We start from the raw sequence: 15,610 nt of genomic DNA, 5'->3' as shown, positions 1-15,610 counted from the left end.
CCAGAGGCTTTCCGGCTCTATCGGCTTTTTTCGGGTGAGACGACGATGAACAAGACGATGGGCGGCTTTGTCTGGGGCGGGCTGGGGATGATCTGTTTCAGCGGCTCGATGCCCGCCACCCGCGCCGCCCTGGCCGGGTTCGACCCGGTCTTTCTCACCTTGGCCCGCGCCGTGCTGGCCGGGCTGCTGGCCCTGGCGGCCTTGCTGGCGCTGCGCCAGAGCCGGCCGGCGCGGGGCGATCTGCTCTCGCTCTGCATCGTCGCACTCGGCGTGGTGCTGGGCTTTCCCCTGCTCACCGCCCTGGCGCTGCGCCATATCGATGCCGCGCAATCGCAGATTTTCCTCGGCCTGCTGCCGCTTTCCACCGCTCTGTTCGGGGTGCTGCGCGGGGGTGAGAGGCCGCGCCCGGGCTTCTGGGCCTTCGCCGTGCTGGGCAGCGCGTGCGTGGTGCTGGTGGCACTGCGCCACAAGGCGCAGCTGCCGCCGGCCGGCGTGGGGCTGATGCTGGGCGCCATCCTGGTCTGCGGCCTGGGCTATGCCGAGGGTGCCAAGCTCGCCCGCCGGCTGGGCGGCTGGCAGGTCATCTCCTGGGCGCTGGTTCTGGCCCTGCCCTGGATGCTGGTGCTGGGCTGGCTCAGCGCTCCCGCCAGCTTCGCCACCGTGCCGCAGCGCGCCTGGATGGGGCTTGGCTATGTCGCTCTGTTCAGCATGCTGATCGGCTTCATCTTCTGGTATCGCGGGCTGGCGCTGGGGGGCATCGCCGCCGTCGGGCAGTTGCAGCTTTTGCAGCCGGCCCTGGGCCTCGCCGCCTCGGCGCTGGTGCTGCATGAGACGGTGCCGCCGGCAATGTTCGCCAGCATGGTCGGCATTGCCGCCTGCGTCGGCGGGGCGCGGCGCTTCATCTGATTTACCCCCGCGCAAGATTGCCCGGCCACGGCGCGGGGTTGTACCTTCGGGCATGGCCAGCTCCTCCCTCGCCCGCCCTGCAGCGGACCCGCACGACCTCCTGCACCGGGTCTTCGGCCTGCCCGGCTTTCGCGGCCAGCAGGAAGAGATCGTCCAGCATGTCTGCGCCGGCGGCGACGCGCTGGTGCTGATGCCGACCGGCGGCGGCAAATCCCTCTGCTACCAGCTCCCGGCTCTATGCCGGGACGGGGTTGGCATCGTCGTCTCGCCGCTGATCGCGCTGATGCGCGACCAGGTGGCGGCTTTGCGCCAGCTCGGCGTGCCGGCGGCCGCCCTCAATTCCAGCCTCGCCGCGCCCGAGCGCGCCCAGGTGCGCTCTGACCTGCGCGCCGGGCGGCTGAAACTGCTCTACGCCGCCCCGGAACGGCTGCTGATGCCGGATTTCCTGGAGATGATGGATGGGGCGCGCATCGCCCTCATCGCCATCGATGAGGCGCATTGCGTCAGCCAATGGGGGCATGATTTCCGGCCGGAATATCTGGGCCTCTCACAACTGGCCGAGCGCTTCCCCGGCGTGCCGCGCATGGCGCTGACCGCCACCGCCGACCCGCAGACCCGGCAGGACATCGCCCAGAGGCTGGGGCTGGAGGAGGCGCCACTCTTCCTCTCCAGCTTCGACCGCCCGAATATCCGCTACGCCGTGCTGCGCAAGGAGGCGCCTTTGCGCCAGCTGCAAACCTTCCTGCGCGCGCATGAGGGAGAGAGCGGCATCGTCTATTGCCTCAGCCGCAACAGCGTCGAGCAGACCGCCGCCGCATTGAACCAGCACGGCATCCGCGCTTTGCCCTACCATGCCGGCATGCCGGCCGAGACCCGGGCCGCCAACCAGGATGAATTCCTGACCACCGAGGACGGGCTGGTGCTGGTCGCCACCGTGGCCTTCGGCATGGGGGTGGACAAGCCGGATGTGCGCTTTGTCGTGCATCTGGACCTGCCCTCCAGCCTGGAGGCCTATTATCAGGAAACCGGCCGCGCCGGGCGCGACGGGCTGCCGGCGGAAACGCTGCTGCTCTATGGCATGCAGGATCTGGTGCTGCGCCGGGGGATGATCGAGCAGAGCAACGCCCCGGCCGAGATCAAGCAGGTGGAGCGGCGCAAGCTGGATTCGCTGCTGGGTGTCTGCGAGACCATCACCTGCCGCCGCCAGGCGATCTTGGCGCATTTCGGCGAAACCCTGGCCCAGCCCTGCGGCAATTGCGACAACTGCATCACCCCGGCGGAAACCTGGGACGGCACCATCGCCGCGCAAAAAGCCCTCTCCGCCGCCTGGCGCACCCGCCAACGCTTCGGCGTCGGCCATCTCACCGATATTCTGCTGGGGGTGAAGACCGAGAAGGTGGAACGTTTCGAGCATGACCAGCTACCGACCTTCGGGGTGGGGAGCGAGCTGGACCGCAAAGGCTGGGGCTCGGTGTTCCGCCAGCTGATCGTGCGCGGGGCGCTGGAGGTGGACCATGAGAATTACGGCGCGCTCTGCCTCACGCAAGCCGGCGAGGCGATCTTGCGCGGCAAGGAAAGCGTGCGGCTGCGCCAGGAGGCCAGCAGCTTCACCGCACGCGGGCTGCTGAAAAAGAAAGCCAGCCGGCTGGAGGTGGCGGAAAGCGACAAGGCCTTGTTCGAGGCGCTGCGCGCCGAACGCTCACGCCTGGCCAAGGCCCAGAACGTGCCGGCCTATGTGATCTTCCACGACGCCACCCTAGCCGCCATCGCCACCGCCCGCCCCGCCAACGCCGCCGCACTGGCGGAGATACCCGGCATCGGCGCCTCGAAGATCGAGCGCTACGGGGCGGAGATTTTGGAGATCGTGGGGGCGGGGGCATAGCCTGCCGAGATTTACCCCACCCGCCATTGCGCTATAGCCTACCACCATCGCTCGAAACCTACGGACTGGTCCGATCTGACATGACAAACACACTGCGCGGCGCCGATTATATTGCCGAATTCCTGGTCGGGCGGGGAGTCAAATCCGTCTTTCTGGTGCCGGGCGGCGGTAATATGTTTCTCTCGGACGCGATGGGCCAGGCCGCCGGGCTGGAGGCGGTGCCGATGCATCATGAACAGGCCTGCGCCATGGCGGCGGAAGCCTATTCGCGCGTCACCGAGCAGGTCGGCGTCGCCCTCGTCACCTCCGGCCCCGGCGCCACCAACGCGATCACCGGCGCGGGCGAGGCCTGGGCGGAATCCTGCCCGCTGCTGATCATCTCCGGCCAGGTCAAGCGCGCCGACCTCAAGGGCGATTCAGGCTTGCGGCAAAAGGGCCCGCAGGAGGTCGATATCGTCGAGATGGTGAAGGGCATGACCAAATATGCCGTCACCGTGATGGATGGGCAGGATCTGCGCTATCATCTTGAAAAAGCCTTCCACCTCGCCACCACCGGCCGCCCCGGCCCGGTCTGGCTCGACGTGCCGCTGGATATTCAGGGCGGCCCGGTCGAGCCGGCGGCGATGCGCGGCTTCACGCCTCCCGCCCCCGCCCCCGCGGCGCCGCTGCGCGCGGCAGCCGCGCGGATGATCGAGCTGATCAACGCGGCCGAGCGGCCGATCTTCTTCATCGGCCATGGTGTGCGCCTGGGGGGTGCTGCCGCATTGCTGAGCGAGATGATCGAAGCCTTCGGCATTCCGGTGCAGACCAGCTGGAATGCCCAGGACATGCTGCCCGCCGCGCATCCGCTGAATTTCGGCAAGCCCGGCACGGTGGCGTTGCGCGCGCCGAATTTCGCCATCCAGAATGCCGATCTGCTGATCTGCATCGGCACCCGGCTGGACAATTCCCTCACCGCCTTCAATCCCGGCCGCTTCGGACGGGCCGCGCGCAAGGTGATGGTGGATGTGGACCCGGTGGAGCTGGATAAATACACCCATGAGATCGAGCTGAAGGTGCTCGCGGAAGCGAAGGATTTCATCGCCGCCGCGCTGGCTGAAAAAGCCCGGCTGCAGCCGCGCGACCGCAGCGCCTGTTTCGCCCGCTATGCCGAATGGAAGCAACGCTACGCGCTGAATGGCGGCGCCCCCTGGCCGGCTGCGGGCGAGATCAGCCATTTCCACCTGATCAGCGCCTTCGCCAAGGCCTTCCCGGAAAATGCGCTGGTGATGACCGGCGGCTCTGGCCTGGCGATCGAGAGCTTCTGGATGACCTTCGAGGCCAAGCGCGGCCAGCGCCTGTGCACCACCTCCGGCCTCGGCTCGATGGGTTATGGTCTGCCGGCGATGATCGGCGCCTGCGTGGCGCGCGGGCGCCAGCCCACCATCGGCGTGGAGAGCGATGGCAGCCTGATGATGAATTTGCAGGAGCTGGCGACCTTGCGCGGGCTCAACCTGCCGGTGCGGATGTTCATCATCAATAACCGCGGCTACGGCTCCATCCGCAACACCCAGCGCAATTACTTCAATGGCCGCTATGTCGGCACCGGGCCGGAAGCGGGGCTGTTCATGCCGGATTTCGTCGCCCTGGCGCAGGCGATGGGGCTGCCGGCGATGCGCATCGAGGACGCCGCCGATCTGGAGGCCGGCATCGCCCATACGCTGGCGCAGCCCGGGCCGTTCATCTGCGATATCAGAGTCACATCGGATGAATCGCTGTGGCCGAAAGCCATCGCGGTGCCGCAGCCGGACGGCACGCTGCTCTCGATGCCGCTTGAGGACATGACCCCGCTGCTGCCGCGCGAGGAGCTGCGGGCGCAAATGCTGGTCGGGCTCACCGAAGAATCAGAAAAAATCCTCCTCTGATCCTCCACCCGCCGCGCATTGACAGCGCGGCGCCGACACCGCACCCTCCCCGCCAAAGCCTCGCCTGAAGGCGGCGCGAATGGAGGGTGCCGGGGTAACATGAGATCGACATCATGGGTTTGAAATCATGGGATCGGCAGCGCCGTGAGCGCCAGGCGCGGCTCGATGCGGCAGCACCGCTCAGCGATGGCAAAATCGTCCCCACCGCGCGGGTCAGCGCCCTGCTGCGCGCCCTCATCCGCCCGGGGGACCGGCTCTGCCTGGAAGGCGACAACCAGAAGCAGGCGGATTTCCTGGCCGATGCGCTGGCCGGGCTGGACCCGGCCGAGATCCATGATCTGCACATCGTCCAGTCCGGCGTGGTGCTGCAGGCGCATCTGGATCTGTTCGAGCGCGGCCTCGCCCGCAAGCTGGATTTCTCCTATTCCGGCCCGCAAAGTGCCGCCATCGCCCGGGCGCTGGATGCCGGCAAGATCGAGCTTGGCGCAGTGCATACCTATATCGAGCTGTTCGCCCGCTATTTCATGGATCTCACCCCGAATGTGGCGCTGATCGCGGCGGTGCAGGCGGATCATGAGGGCAATCTCTATACCGGCCCGAACACCGAGGACACGCCGACCATCGTCGAAGCCACCGCCTTCAAATCCGGCATCGTGGTGGCGCAGGTGAACAAGATCGTCGACAAGCTGCCCCGCGTCGACATCCCCGGCAGCATGGTGGATTTCGTCATCGAGGCGGACCGGCCCTTCTATGTCGAGCCGCTTTTCACCCGCGACCCCGCCGCCATCACCGAGGTGCAGATTTTGATGGCGATGATGGCGCTGAAGGGCATCTACGCACCCTATGGCGTGCGCCGGCTCAATCACGGCATCGGCTTTCCCACCGCGGCGATCGAGCTGATCCTGCCGACCTATGGCGAGGCGCTGGGGCTGCGCGGCAAAATCGCCACGCATTTCGCCCTCAACCCGCACCCGACACTGATCCCCGCCATCGAAAGCGGCTGGGTGGAGCAGGTGCATTGCTTCGGCAGCGAGGTGGGGATGGACCAGTATATGTCCGCCCGGCCGGATATCTTCTTCCTCGGCCGGGATGGCACGCTGCGCTCCAACCGGCTGATGTGCCAAACCGCCGGGCTCTATGCCTGCGACATGTTCATCGGCTCCACCTTGCAGATCGACCTCGCCGGCAACAGCTCCACCTTCACCAATGGCCGCATCGCCGGCTTTGGCGGGGCGCCGAACATGGGCGCGGATGCGCGTGGCCGCCGCCACGCCTCGCCGGCCTGGATGCAGGCCGGGCAGGAGGCCGCCGGCGAGGCCGGCAGCCTGGTGCGCGGGCGCAAGCTGGTGGTGCAGATGGTGGAGACCTTCGGTGAAAAGCTGGTGCCGCGCTTCGTCGAGGAGCTGGACAGCGTGCGCATGGCCCGCGACCTCAAGCTCGATCTCGCCCCGGTGATGATCTATGGCGACGACGTCACCCATATCGTCACCGAGGAAGGCATCGCCAATCTGCTGCTCTGCCGCACCCCGCAAGAGCGCGAACAGGCGATCCGCGGCGTCGCCGGCTTCACCCCGATCGGGCGCGGACGCGACCGGGCGGCGGTGGAGCGCTTGCGCGCCCGCAAGGTGATCCAGCGGCCGGAGGATCTCGGCATCTCGCCGCTGGACGCCACCCGCCAGCTGCTGGCGGCGCGCTCGGTGCAGGATCTGGTCGCCTGCTCCGGCGGGCTGTACCGCCCACCGGCCAAATTCAGGAATTGGTAGGAGAACCGCGATGGAGCAGTTCCAGATCCGCATCGAGCAGGCCCGCCTCGCGCCGGGCGGGCGCCGCTTGGCCAGCCTCGGCGTCAACGCCTCCGGCAATCTCGAATTGCTGGTCGAGCGCAGCCAGCCGCCTGGCGAGGCTTTGTTCGATATCGCCACCGCCGCCACCGGCTTTCGGGATTTGTGGGAAGCCGTGATCAACGATTTCTGCGCGCGCCTGCCGGTCGGCGGGCTGCATTTTTCCATCAATGATGGCGGCGCGCGACCGGATGTGGTCGGGCTGCGGCTGATGCAGGGGGCCGCGCTGATGGAGCAGCCGGCATGAACGCGCCCGGCATCAACGCGCAGAGCGATTATTATTACGAGGCCTCCGCCCGCGACCGCGCGCAGGGGCTGCTCGACCCTGGCAGCTTCACCGAATTCATGGGGCCGCAGGCGCGCTGCCTCAGCCCGCATCTGGCGCAATTCAACCTCACCGGCGCCTTCGATGACGGCATCATCATCGGCGCCGGCCTGCTGCGGGGCATGCCGGTCTATGTCGCCGCGCAGGAGGGCCGGTTCATGGGCGGCGCCTTTGGCGAGCTGCACGGGGCCAAGCTGGTCGGGCTGCTGCGCGCCGCCGCCGCGCAAAAGATACAAGCCGTGCTGCTGGCGCTGGATACTGGCGGGGTGCGGCTGCAGGAGGCCAATGCCGGCGAGATGGCGATTTCCGAGGTACTGCGCGCCATCATCGCGGCCCGCCTCGCCGGGGTGGCGGTGATCGCGCTGGTCGGCGGCCGGGCCGGGGCGTTCGGCGGCGGCGGCATCATCGCCGCCAGCTGCAGCCGCATCATCGTCTCAGGCCATGGCCGCATCAGCGTCAGCGGCCCGGAAGTGATCGAGACCAACAAGGGCGTCGAGGAGTTCGATTCGAAGGATCGCGGGCTGGTCTGGCGGGTCACGGGCGGGCGCTCGCGCGCCCTGCTCGGCGGTACGGATGCCTATGTCGCGGACCGCATCTCCGCCTTCCGCGATGCCGCCCTGGCGCAGATCCCCAGCGCCCCGCCCTTCACCCTGGAGAGCCTGCAGGCCGAACAGGCGCGGCTGAGCCAGCGCCTCGCCGCCTATGGCGCCTGCCGGGATGCCACCGAGATCTGGCACCAGGCCGGGCTGGAAGCCCCCGCCCCGGTGCCCGATTTGTCCGAGGCGGATTACGCCGCCCTCCCGCGCCTGAAGGAGGCCGAGCATGACGCGCGATGAGCTGCTGACCGCCTTGTTTCCCGCCGGCTGCAGCATTCAGCAAGGCGGCTTCGGCACGCTGCGCGGCATGGCGGCGCTGCCGGGCACCGGGCGGGTCGAGATCATCGGCATCGAGTCCGGCACGCCGCTGGGGATCGAGGCCGCGCTGATCCTCTCCGGCCATGTGCTGGAACTGGTGGCCGCCGCAAGCCAAGCGCCGCTGCTGGTGCTGGTGGATACCGCCGCCCAGGAGATGGCCCGGCGCGAGGAGCTGCTGGGGCTGAACGAGGCGCTGGCGCATCTCGCCAAATCCCTGGCCCTGGCCGCCGAGACGGGCATGTTCACGCTCGGGCTGCTCTATGGCCGCGCCGCCGCCGGCGCCTTCATCGCCACCGCCCTCTCCACCCAGATGCTGGTGGCGCTGCCGGATGCCTATCCCAGCGTGATGGACCTGCCCTCCATCGCCCGCGTCACCAAGCTCAAGCTGGAGACGCTGGAGGCGCTGGCGCAGACCACACCGATCTTCGCCCCCGGGCTGGAACCGCTTTTCGCCACCGGGGCGATCGCGGAGATCTGGCCGCCGGACGAGCTGGCCGCGCGGCTGGCCGCCACCCTCGCCGCGCCGCCGCCGCGCGATGATGCGCGCGATGCGCTGGGCAAGGCCCGGGGCGGGCGCAAGCGGGCGCATGACATCGCCGCGCAGGTGATGGCGCAAGCCGCCGCGCATGGCTGAAGCCCCCGTCTGGCAGCGCCATGCGCTGGTGCGGGTGGAAGAAGCCGCCTGGGTGGCGGCGCTGGACAGGCATGCGCAAGGCGGGCTGGCACTGCTGCAAGGCTGGGCGGTGAAAGGCTGGCCGGCGATTATCCGCCGCCCGCTTCCTTGCGATGCGCCGGGGCTGGTGCCGCTCGGCGTGCCCTTGCCGCCGGCGCAGGGCAAGCAGCGCATCGCCCTGGCCGTACCGGCCAGCGCCATCCTCGCCGCCAGCCCGCCGCCGCCGCTGGCGCAGGCCGCCATCGCCGCCCCGGCCGACTGGCAGCCGCGCATCGCGGCCCTGCTGGCACTTGGCACGCAATACGGCATCGCTCCCGCTTGTTTCGGGGGGCTGGCCTGGCAGCATCTCACCGGCCTCGCCTATCTGAGCCCGTCCTCGGACCTCGACACGCTCTGGCCGCTCGGCACCGCCGACATGGCGCCGGCTTTGGCCGCCGATTTGGCGCAGGCGGCGGCGGGGCCCGGCCCGCGGCTGGATGGCGAATTGCTCTTCCCCGGCGGCCAGGCCGTGAACTGGCGTGAATTCCACGCCGCCGGCCCGCAGGACATGCTGCTGGTGAAAGAGTCGCAGCGCGCCCGGCTGCTGCCGCGCGCCATGCTGCTGGCGGCATGAACGCCCCGCACCCCACCCAGGCCCCGGCCCTGGCGCCTGAGGCCATCGGCGCCGCCGCCTGCCGGGCGCTGCTGCGCGAACTGGCGGTTTGGCCCAAACCCGGCCTGGTCAGCCACCGGGATTCCGGCAGCCATCGGGACATGGACGCCACGACATTGCGGGCCAGCGCCCTCACCCTGCGCCCTTTCTTCACCGCCCTGGCGGCGGCGGGCCAAGCGGGGGCGGCGATGGACCGGCTGCGCGCCATCGGGCTGCAAGCCGAGGCGGCGATGCTGCGCGCCACCGGCGGCGTCAACACCCATCGCGGCGCGATTTTCGGGCTCGGCCTGCTCGCCGCCGCCGCCGGCACCGGCGCCGCTCCCGCCGTGCTGGGCCGGGTGGTGGCGGCGCGCTGGGGGGCGGCGATCGGGCGCGGGCCGGTGCCGTTATTCAGCCATGGCAGCCAGGCGCTGCGCCGCTATGGCGCCGGTGGCGCCCGGGCGGAGGCGATGGCGGGATTTCCCTCGGTCTATGAAATCGCCCTGCCAGCCCTGCGCACGACCGCCAGCGCCCAGCACGGCGCGGTGCAAGCCTGCTTCGCCCTCATCGCGCAGGTGAGCGACACCAATCTGCTGCACCGGGGCGGGGCCGAAGGAGCCCGCTTCGCCGCCGACCAGGCCGCTTCCTTCCTGGCCGACGGCGGCATCCGCGCCCCCGGCTGGCAGGCCCGCGCCGTGAGCGTGCATGAAGCCTTCGTCGCCCGGCATCTCAGCCCCGGCGGCTGCGCCGACCTACTGGCGATGGCGCTGTTCATCGACGCGCTCTCCCGGCCATGACCCCGCCCGCCTTTCTCTGCGCCGGCCAGGGCGGCCAGCATCCGGCCATGTTCGGCGCGCTGGCGCAGGTGTCCGAGGCCGAACCGGTTTTCGCCGCCGCCGCCAGCCTGCTGGGGGAAGACCCGCGCAGCCTGGTGGCGCGACCCGGGGCGGATCTGTTCTCCGGCCGCGTTGCGCAAATCCTCTGCTGCACCCAGGCGCTCGCCGGCTGGGCGGCGCTGGCCCCGGGGCGCGGCGTGCTGGCGGGCTACAGCATCGGCGAGCTGGCCGCCTGGGGCTGCGCCGGGATTTTCGACGCCCCGACCACGCTGCGCCTGGCCGCAACGCGCGCCACGCTGATGCAGGAGGCCGCCCCGCCCGGCCACGGGCTGGCGGCGATCCTCGGGCTGGACCGCGCGGCGCTGGACCCGCTGCTGACCGCCCATGGCGCGGTCATCGCCATCGTCAATGCGGCGGATCATGTCGTCGTCGGCGGGGCGGATGAGGGGCTGGCCGCCTTGTGCGACGCGGCCCTGGCGCAGGGCGCTGGCCGGGCGGTGCGGCTGCCGGTTGCCGTGCCCGCCCACACCCGGTTTCTGCAGGATGCCGTAGCGCCCTTCGCCGCCGCCCTGCGCGCCGCCGGACCGCGCCCGCCCCGGCCAGGGCTGCGCCTGCTGGGCGGTCTGGATGGGCGCCCGGTCTTCGATCTCGATGCGGGCATCGACGCGCTGGCCCGCCAGCTCGCCGCGCCGATCAACTGGGCCGCCTGCCTCGATGGCTGCGCCGCCAGCGGCGCCACCCGCGTGCTGGAGCTCGGCCCCGGCCGCGCGCTCGCGCACATGGCCGCGCCGCTTTTTCCCGCCGGCGCGGTGCGCGCGCTGGAAGAGTTCCGCAGCATCGCCGGCATCAACGCCTGGCTCGCCGGGTAGGCAAAAAAAATGCCGGCGGATGCCGGCATTTTTCGTGATGCGCGCGGGGTTCAGTAATCCGCGTTCATGTCCAGCTTGGTGGTATCCGGCGTCATCAGAATGGCGATGATCGCGGCCAGGGCGTACACCATCACGATCCCGCCGATATAGAGATAGGCGTGATGAATGCCGAGATCCTTGAGGATCTGCCCGGCGATGATCGGCAGCAGACCGCCGCCATAGATCTGGCTGACCTGATACCCAGCGCTCGCCCCGGAGGCACGGTAGCGGGTCGGGAAATTCTCGGTGTAGAAGGTCGGGATCGCGCCATAGCCGAAACCGAACACAAAGCCGAACCCGATGATTTCCGCGATCGCCGCCAGATAGATGTTCTGGGTGTTGATCAGATAGAAATACGGAATGATGAAGACCAGGAACACCACGGCGGAAATCAGCAGCACGGTGCGGCGGTTGATCTTATCCGCGAGCAGCGAGCCGATATACATGAACACCAGCATGAAGGCGGCGGCGATCAGCCCGATCACTTCCGCCTGCGTCGCGGTGAAGCCGACAGCTTTCATGTAGCTGGTGCCGAACACGAAGGAGAGGAAGAAGGCGCCGGAGAACATCGCATTCACGAAGGAGGTGCGGATGATGCGCAGCGGCATCTCGCGCCAGACCCGCGCGGCCGGAAAGTCCAGCACATGGCTCTTGTCGCGCAGCTTGTCGAACAGATAGCTGTCCTGGGTGCGCGCGCGGATCAGGATGCCGACGATGGCGACCAGGAAGCCGATGAAGAAGAAGATGCGCCAGCCCCAGGCGATGAAATCCGCAGGCGTCATCAGAGATTTCACGAACAGCACCGAGGTGAAGCCGAGGATCAGCCCGATCGGAATCGCAAACCCGACCCAGGCGCCCCAGAAGGCGCGGTTCTTGGTGTTGGCGGCCTGCTCGACCACCCAGGTGGAGGCGGTGCCGAACTCGGCGCCGAAGCTGATGCCCTGGCAGAGACGGAAAATCACCAGCATCACCGGCGCGGCCACGCCGATCGAGGCGTAGGTTGGCGTCAGCCCGATGGCGAGGGTGGAAATACCCATCAGCACCAGCGCCCAGACCAGCGCATCCTTGCGCCCGTATTTATCGGCGATATTGCCGAAGATGAAGGCACCAAGCGGGCGGATGATGATGCCCAGACCATAGACGCCGATCGCGGCGGCCACCGCGGCCAGCCCCGGCAGCTTGAAGAACAAGCCACCCCAGATGGTGGCGGCGGTGATGCCGGTGACCAGAAAGTCATATTGTTCGATGACCGATCCGATCAAGCTGGCAACAGCAACCTTGCGGATCTGCTCGGCACTCGGCACGACGAGGCTTTCGCTCATACTCCCCCCTTATTACGAAAAATATATCTTGGCAGAAGCGATAACCCCAAATAACGCCGCGCGCCAGAGAATTACCCGGCGCGCGCGCATGACAATTTGGGCAAGTTTGCACCGCAGCAAAGCCGAACGGCCCTGCTGCGATGGCTCAGCCGGCCTCGCGCTGCTCCTGTGCGTTGCGCAGCAGGGCGGCGAAACGATAGAGCCCGTGCACGAATTTGCTGTAGGGCATGGTGAGGAAGAAGCCCAGCACCAGCCCGAGATGCACGCACAGCGTCACCCCCTGGGCGCTGGTCCCGCGCAGAGCCAGCAACAGAAGCCCGGTGACGGCGATCAGCAACAGCAGCAGCAACAGCCCGGCATCCGCCCCCAGCAACTCACGCGCCTGCGGTTCTTGGTCCGCCTGCAGCTTCACCCAGAGCAGCCCGGCGCAGCCGAAAACAATGCCGGCGCCACCCAACACCCCCAGCAAGACCGGCAGGCTCAGCAGCGGGTAGGGCGCCGGCCAGCCCAGAATCAAATCCTCAAAGGCGCCGGCGCTGGTTGCGGCAAAGCAGAGCAGAAACCCGTAGGCCATCAGATGGTGCAGATGCCGCCTGGTGGTGGAGAAGCTGCCATCCTTGTCGTTGCAGCCATGGCCGTTGCCACCGAGATAGCGCAGGCTGGCGACATCCTTGCAGGCCTGGCGCAGATCCTTCATGGTCCAGCCACGCGTGCCGCTGGCCCTCCAGTAGGAGGCCAGCCCCATGCCCATCGCCAGCACCGCGAACAGCCCGGCCGCCAGCGCCGTCAGCGTCATCACCGCTTTCGGGATAATCAGGTAAAATCCAGCCCCCGGCGTCACCGGCAAAATGCCGAAGATCGTTTCCGGCGATTGCAGCAGGAAGGTCAGCAGCAACACCAGCGCGATGCCCCCGGCCATCGCCAGCGATGTCACCAGCCCGTTGCGGGCGAAGGCGCGGCCCAGCGGCGCCGGCCAGGCATGTTCGGCATAGCTCTCCTGGCGCAGCAGCGCGAAGCTGCGGGCGACATTGATGCCGAATTCATGCGGCGGCGCATATTGGCAGGCATAGTAACAGCCCTTGCAGCCATGGCAGAGATTGGCGAGGTAGGAGAGGTCACCGGCCGCGAAATCGCGATGCAGCTCCATCGCCGGAAACACCGCGCAAAACCCTTCGCAATAGCGGCAGGCATTGCACACCTCCATCGCACGGCGGCTATCGGCCATCGCCGCGCTCTCGATCATTTCAACGCTGGACATTACGCGCCGCCTCCTTGCCCGCGATGCGGCCGAACACCGTGCCGATCGCCATGCCAAACCCCGCCAGATAGCCTTTGCCGAGAATGCTGCCGGCCATGATTTCCCCCGAAGCGTAGAGATTTTCCACCACACCGCCATCCTGCGTGATCACTTCCGCGCGCTCATTCACCTTCACGCCGAGATAGGTGAAGGTGATGCCCGGGCGCAGCGGATAGCCGATGAAGGGGGCTTGCAAAATCGGCCGCGCCCAGTTGGTCTTTGGCGGTTCCAGCCCTTGCGTATGCACCCCGTCGAGCCGGGAGCTGTCGAAATCGCCGGGCACGCAGGCGGCGTTGTAGGCGGCAACGGTTGCTTCCAAAGCCGCGGGTTCCAGCCCCAGTTTTTCCGCCAGCGCCGCGATGCTGTCCGCCTTGATCGCCGGAAACACAGACGGCATGAAGAGTTTTTCCGCCCGGCTATCGATGATGCTGTAGGCGACCTGATCCGGCTGCTGCGCCACCAGCCGCCCCCAGATCGCGTAGCGCTTCGGCCAGACATCCTCGCCCTCATTATAAAAACGCTGGCCATGCTTGTTGACGACGATGGAAAACGGCACGCAATCCAGACGGGTGGCGATGCCGCCATCGAATTTCGGCGCGCGGCCATCGATCGCCACGGCATGGCATTGCGTCGGATCGCCGACCGAGGCGATGCCCTGGTCCAGCAGATGGCGCAGCACCCGCCCCTGCGCGTAGGGCGTGCCGCGGATCAGGAAATTCTCCGCCTGCGGCCCCCAGGCCTGCTTCAACCATTCGATATTCGCCTGGAACCCGCCGGAAGCGGCGATCACCACCTTGCCCGTCACCTCCAGCGGAAACCCCTTGCAGACGACCTGCAGCCGCCGCACCCGCCGGCCCTCGATGGTCACCTCGGTCACCTGGGTATCGTAGAGCACCTCCACCCCGAGCGCCTCGGCCGTGGCGTAATAGGCGTTCAGCAACGCCTTGCCGCCGCCGAGAAAGAACGCGTTGGTGCGCGAGAGGCTCAGCGTGCCGGTCAGCGAGGGCTGAAACTTCACCCCGCAGCGCGCCATGAAGGGCAGCGCCTCCTGGGTGGAACGGATGGTCAGCCGCGCCAGCGCCTCGTCGGTCTGGCCGCCGGTCACCCGCAGCAGATCGTCCCAATACTCATCTTCCAGATAGGCCTCGGTCAGCACCGAGGTGGGGGCAGAATGCATGGCGCGGATATTGCGCGTGTGGCGGGAATTGCCGCCGCGCATCGCCTTCGGCGCATGTTCCAGCACCAGCACGCTGGCCCCGGCCAGCCGCGCCTCCAGTGCGGCGGTGAGGGCGGCGTTGCCGCCGCCGATCACCACGATGTCGTAACGCAGGGCTTTCTGATCCATCCCGGCCTCGTCTTTGTATGCAGTTGCATACAATTACCGGCGACAGCCTTGTTCTGTCAATCGCCCGCTCATCGCGCCGCCACAAACCCGCCTCGGCCGGTCAGGCCACGAACAGCCCGGCAGTCCGGAAATGTCAGCGCATCAGCCGGTAAAGCGCTGCTGCAGCAGCTGGATGCGGGTCTTGAAGGCATTGCGGATATGCAGGCGCGCTGCCTCCTCCGCCCCTTCCGGATCCCGCGCGGCGATGCGCGCGACGATGGCGGCATGGTCCTCCACCGACGCCGCCCCGCGCCCCGGCGCGCCCAGCGTGGTGCCCGGCAGCAAGGCGAGCGACAGGCGCAGATTTTCCAGCGCCTGGCCCAGATAATGGTTGCGCCCGGCATCGCGCAGCTGCTGGTGAAAGGCCCGGTTGGTGCGCGCCAGCATGGCGGCGTCCTCGGTGCGGGCGCGGTCCGCCGCCACCATTTCCTCCAACACGCTGATCTCGATGGCCGAGGCATGCTGCGCCGCCAGCCGCGCCGCGGTGCCTTCCAGCACCTCGCGCAGCGCGTAAAGCTCGGCGATCTGGTTATAATCCAGCGAGGTGACGGCCATGCCCTGATGCGGCTCATGGGTGATCAACCCCTGCTGCTCCAGCCGCTTCAGCGCCTCGCGGATCGGCGTGCGGCTGAGCGCGAAACGCTGCGCCAGCTCGGTCTCGCGCAGCCTGGTGCCGGCCGGCAGGGCGCCGTTCTCGATGCCTTCCAGCAACAGCTCATAGGCATCGCGCCCGCTGGAGCGGCTGGGTTTACGGACGATATTGTCTTTCTGCGCGGCCATGGAAACG

14 protein-coding genes are annotated in these 15,610 nt (G+C 68.2%); 10 read left to right on the top strand and 4 right to left on the bottom strand.

What is annotated here, in order from left to right; all coding sequences use genetic code 11:
• Window positions 1-45 precede the first annotated feature (45 nt).
• From ACZ46S_RS15015 to ACZ46S_RS14970, 10 genes are all read left to right on the top strand, one after another.
• Window positions 46-906 carry a DMT family transporter gene (locus ACZ46S_RS15015; RefSeq protein WP_464062401.1) on the top strand — a complete coding sequence of 287 codons (861 nt, stop codon included), beginning with the start codon at window positions 46-48 and terminating at the stop codon, window positions 904-906.
• A 52-nt stretch (window positions 907-958) separates the two neighbouring features.
• Window positions 959-2,788: a DNA helicase RecQ gene (recQ, locus tag ACZ46S_RS15010; RefSeq protein WP_464062400.1), complete on the top strand. Its 1,830-nt coding sequence runs from the start codon at window positions 959-961 to the stop codon at window positions 2,786-2,788.
• A gap of 80 nt (window positions 2,789-2,868) precedes the next feature.
• Complete coding sequence (locus ACZ46S_RS15005; RefSeq protein ID WP_464062399.1) at window positions 2,869-4,692, top strand: thiamine pyrophosphate-binding protein; 1,824 nt, start codon at window positions 2,869-2,871, stop codon at window positions 4,690-4,692.
• A 113-nt stretch (window positions 4,693-4,805) separates the two neighbouring features.
• A complete protein-coding gene (gene mdcA / locus ACZ46S_RS15000; protein ID WP_464062398.1) occupies window positions 4,806-6,455 on the top strand; it encodes a malonate decarboxylase subunit alpha in 1,650 nt (549 codons plus the stop codon).
• A gap of 10 nt (window positions 6,456-6,465) precedes the next feature.
• Window positions 6,466-6,780 (top strand): malonate decarboxylase acyl carrier protein, encoded by a 315-nt coding sequence (locus ACZ46S_RS14995; protein ID WP_295745844.1) that lies wholly within the window; start codon window positions 6,466-6,468, stop codon window positions 6,778-6,780.
• Window positions 6,777-7,694 (top strand): biotin-independent malonate decarboxylase subunit beta, encoded by a 918-nt coding sequence (locus ACZ46S_RS14990; protein WP_464062397.1) that lies wholly within the window; start codon window positions 6,777-6,779, stop codon window positions 7,692-7,694. Before ACZ46S_RS14995 ends, ACZ46S_RS14990 begins: the two co-directional genes overlap by 4 nt.
• Window positions 7,681-8,406 carry a biotin-independent malonate decarboxylase subunit gamma gene (locus ACZ46S_RS14985; RefSeq protein WP_464062396.1) on the top strand — a complete coding sequence of 242 codons (726 nt, stop codon included), beginning with the start codon at window positions 7,681-7,683 and terminating at the stop codon, window positions 8,404-8,406. Before ACZ46S_RS14990 ends, ACZ46S_RS14985 begins: the two co-directional genes overlap by 14 nt.
• Entirely contained in the window at window positions 8,399-9,058 is a 660-nt protein-coding gene (mdcG, locus tag ACZ46S_RS14980) for a malonate decarboxylase holo-[acyl-carrier-protein] synthase (RefSeq protein ID WP_464062395.1), read from the top strand. The genes ACZ46S_RS14985 and mdcG overlap by 8 nt, the downstream gene beginning before the upstream one ends.
• The gene (locus ACZ46S_RS14975) at window positions 9,055-9,873 is read left to right on the top strand and encodes a triphosphoribosyl-dephospho-CoA synthase (RefSeq protein WP_464062394.1); all 819 of its coding nucleotides are present in this window, start codon (window positions 9,055-9,057) and stop codon (window positions 9,871-9,873) included. Before mdcG ends, ACZ46S_RS14975 begins: the two co-directional genes overlap by 4 nt.
• Window positions 9,870-10,781 (top strand): acyltransferase domain-containing protein, encoded by a 912-nt coding sequence (locus ACZ46S_RS14970; RefSeq protein ID WP_464062393.1) that lies wholly within the window; start codon window positions 9,870-9,872, stop codon window positions 10,779-10,781. Before ACZ46S_RS14975 ends, ACZ46S_RS14970 begins: the two co-directional genes overlap by 4 nt.
• A 50-nt stretch (window positions 10,782-10,831) precedes the next feature.
• On the opposite strand, the gene ACZ46S_RS14965 is transcribed toward ACZ46S_RS14970, so the two are convergent.
• The 4 genes from ACZ46S_RS14965 to ACZ46S_RS14950 all read right to left on the bottom strand — a co-directional run bounded on the left by ACZ46S_RS14965 (window position 10,832) and on the right by ACZ46S_RS14950 (window position 15,603).
• Window positions 10,832-12,142 carry an MFS transporter gene (locus tag ACZ46S_RS14965; RefSeq protein WP_295745242.1) on the bottom strand — a complete coding sequence of 437 codons (1,311 nt, stop codon included), beginning with the start codon at window positions 12,140-12,142 and terminating at the stop codon, window positions 10,832-10,834.
• Window positions 12,143-12,287: 145 nt separating this feature from the next.
• Window positions 12,288-13,400, bottom strand: a complete 1,113-nt coding sequence (gene tcuB, locus ACZ46S_RS14960; RefSeq protein WP_464062392.1) for a tricarballylate utilization 4Fe-4S protein TcuB — start codon at window positions 13,398-13,400, stop codon at window positions 12,288-12,290.
• A complete protein-coding gene (tcuA, locus tag ACZ46S_RS14955; protein WP_464062391.1) occupies window positions 13,387-14,784 on the bottom strand; it encodes an FAD-dependent tricarballylate dehydrogenase TcuA in 1,398 nt (465 codons plus the stop codon). The genes tcuB and tcuA overlap by 14 nt, the downstream gene beginning before the upstream one ends.
• 141 nt (window positions 14,785-14,925) lie before the next feature.
• Entirely contained in the window at window positions 14,926-15,603 is a 678-nt protein-coding gene (locus ACZ46S_RS14950) for a GntR family transcriptional regulator (protein ID WP_464062390.1), read from the bottom strand.
• Window positions 15,604-15,610: the final 7 nt, after the last annotated feature.

The organism is Acidocella aluminiidurans, from assembly GCF_055383125.1.
The sequence above is the reverse complement of the archived record's forward strand: the minus strand, read 5'-3'. Positions and strand labels throughout refer to the sequence as shown.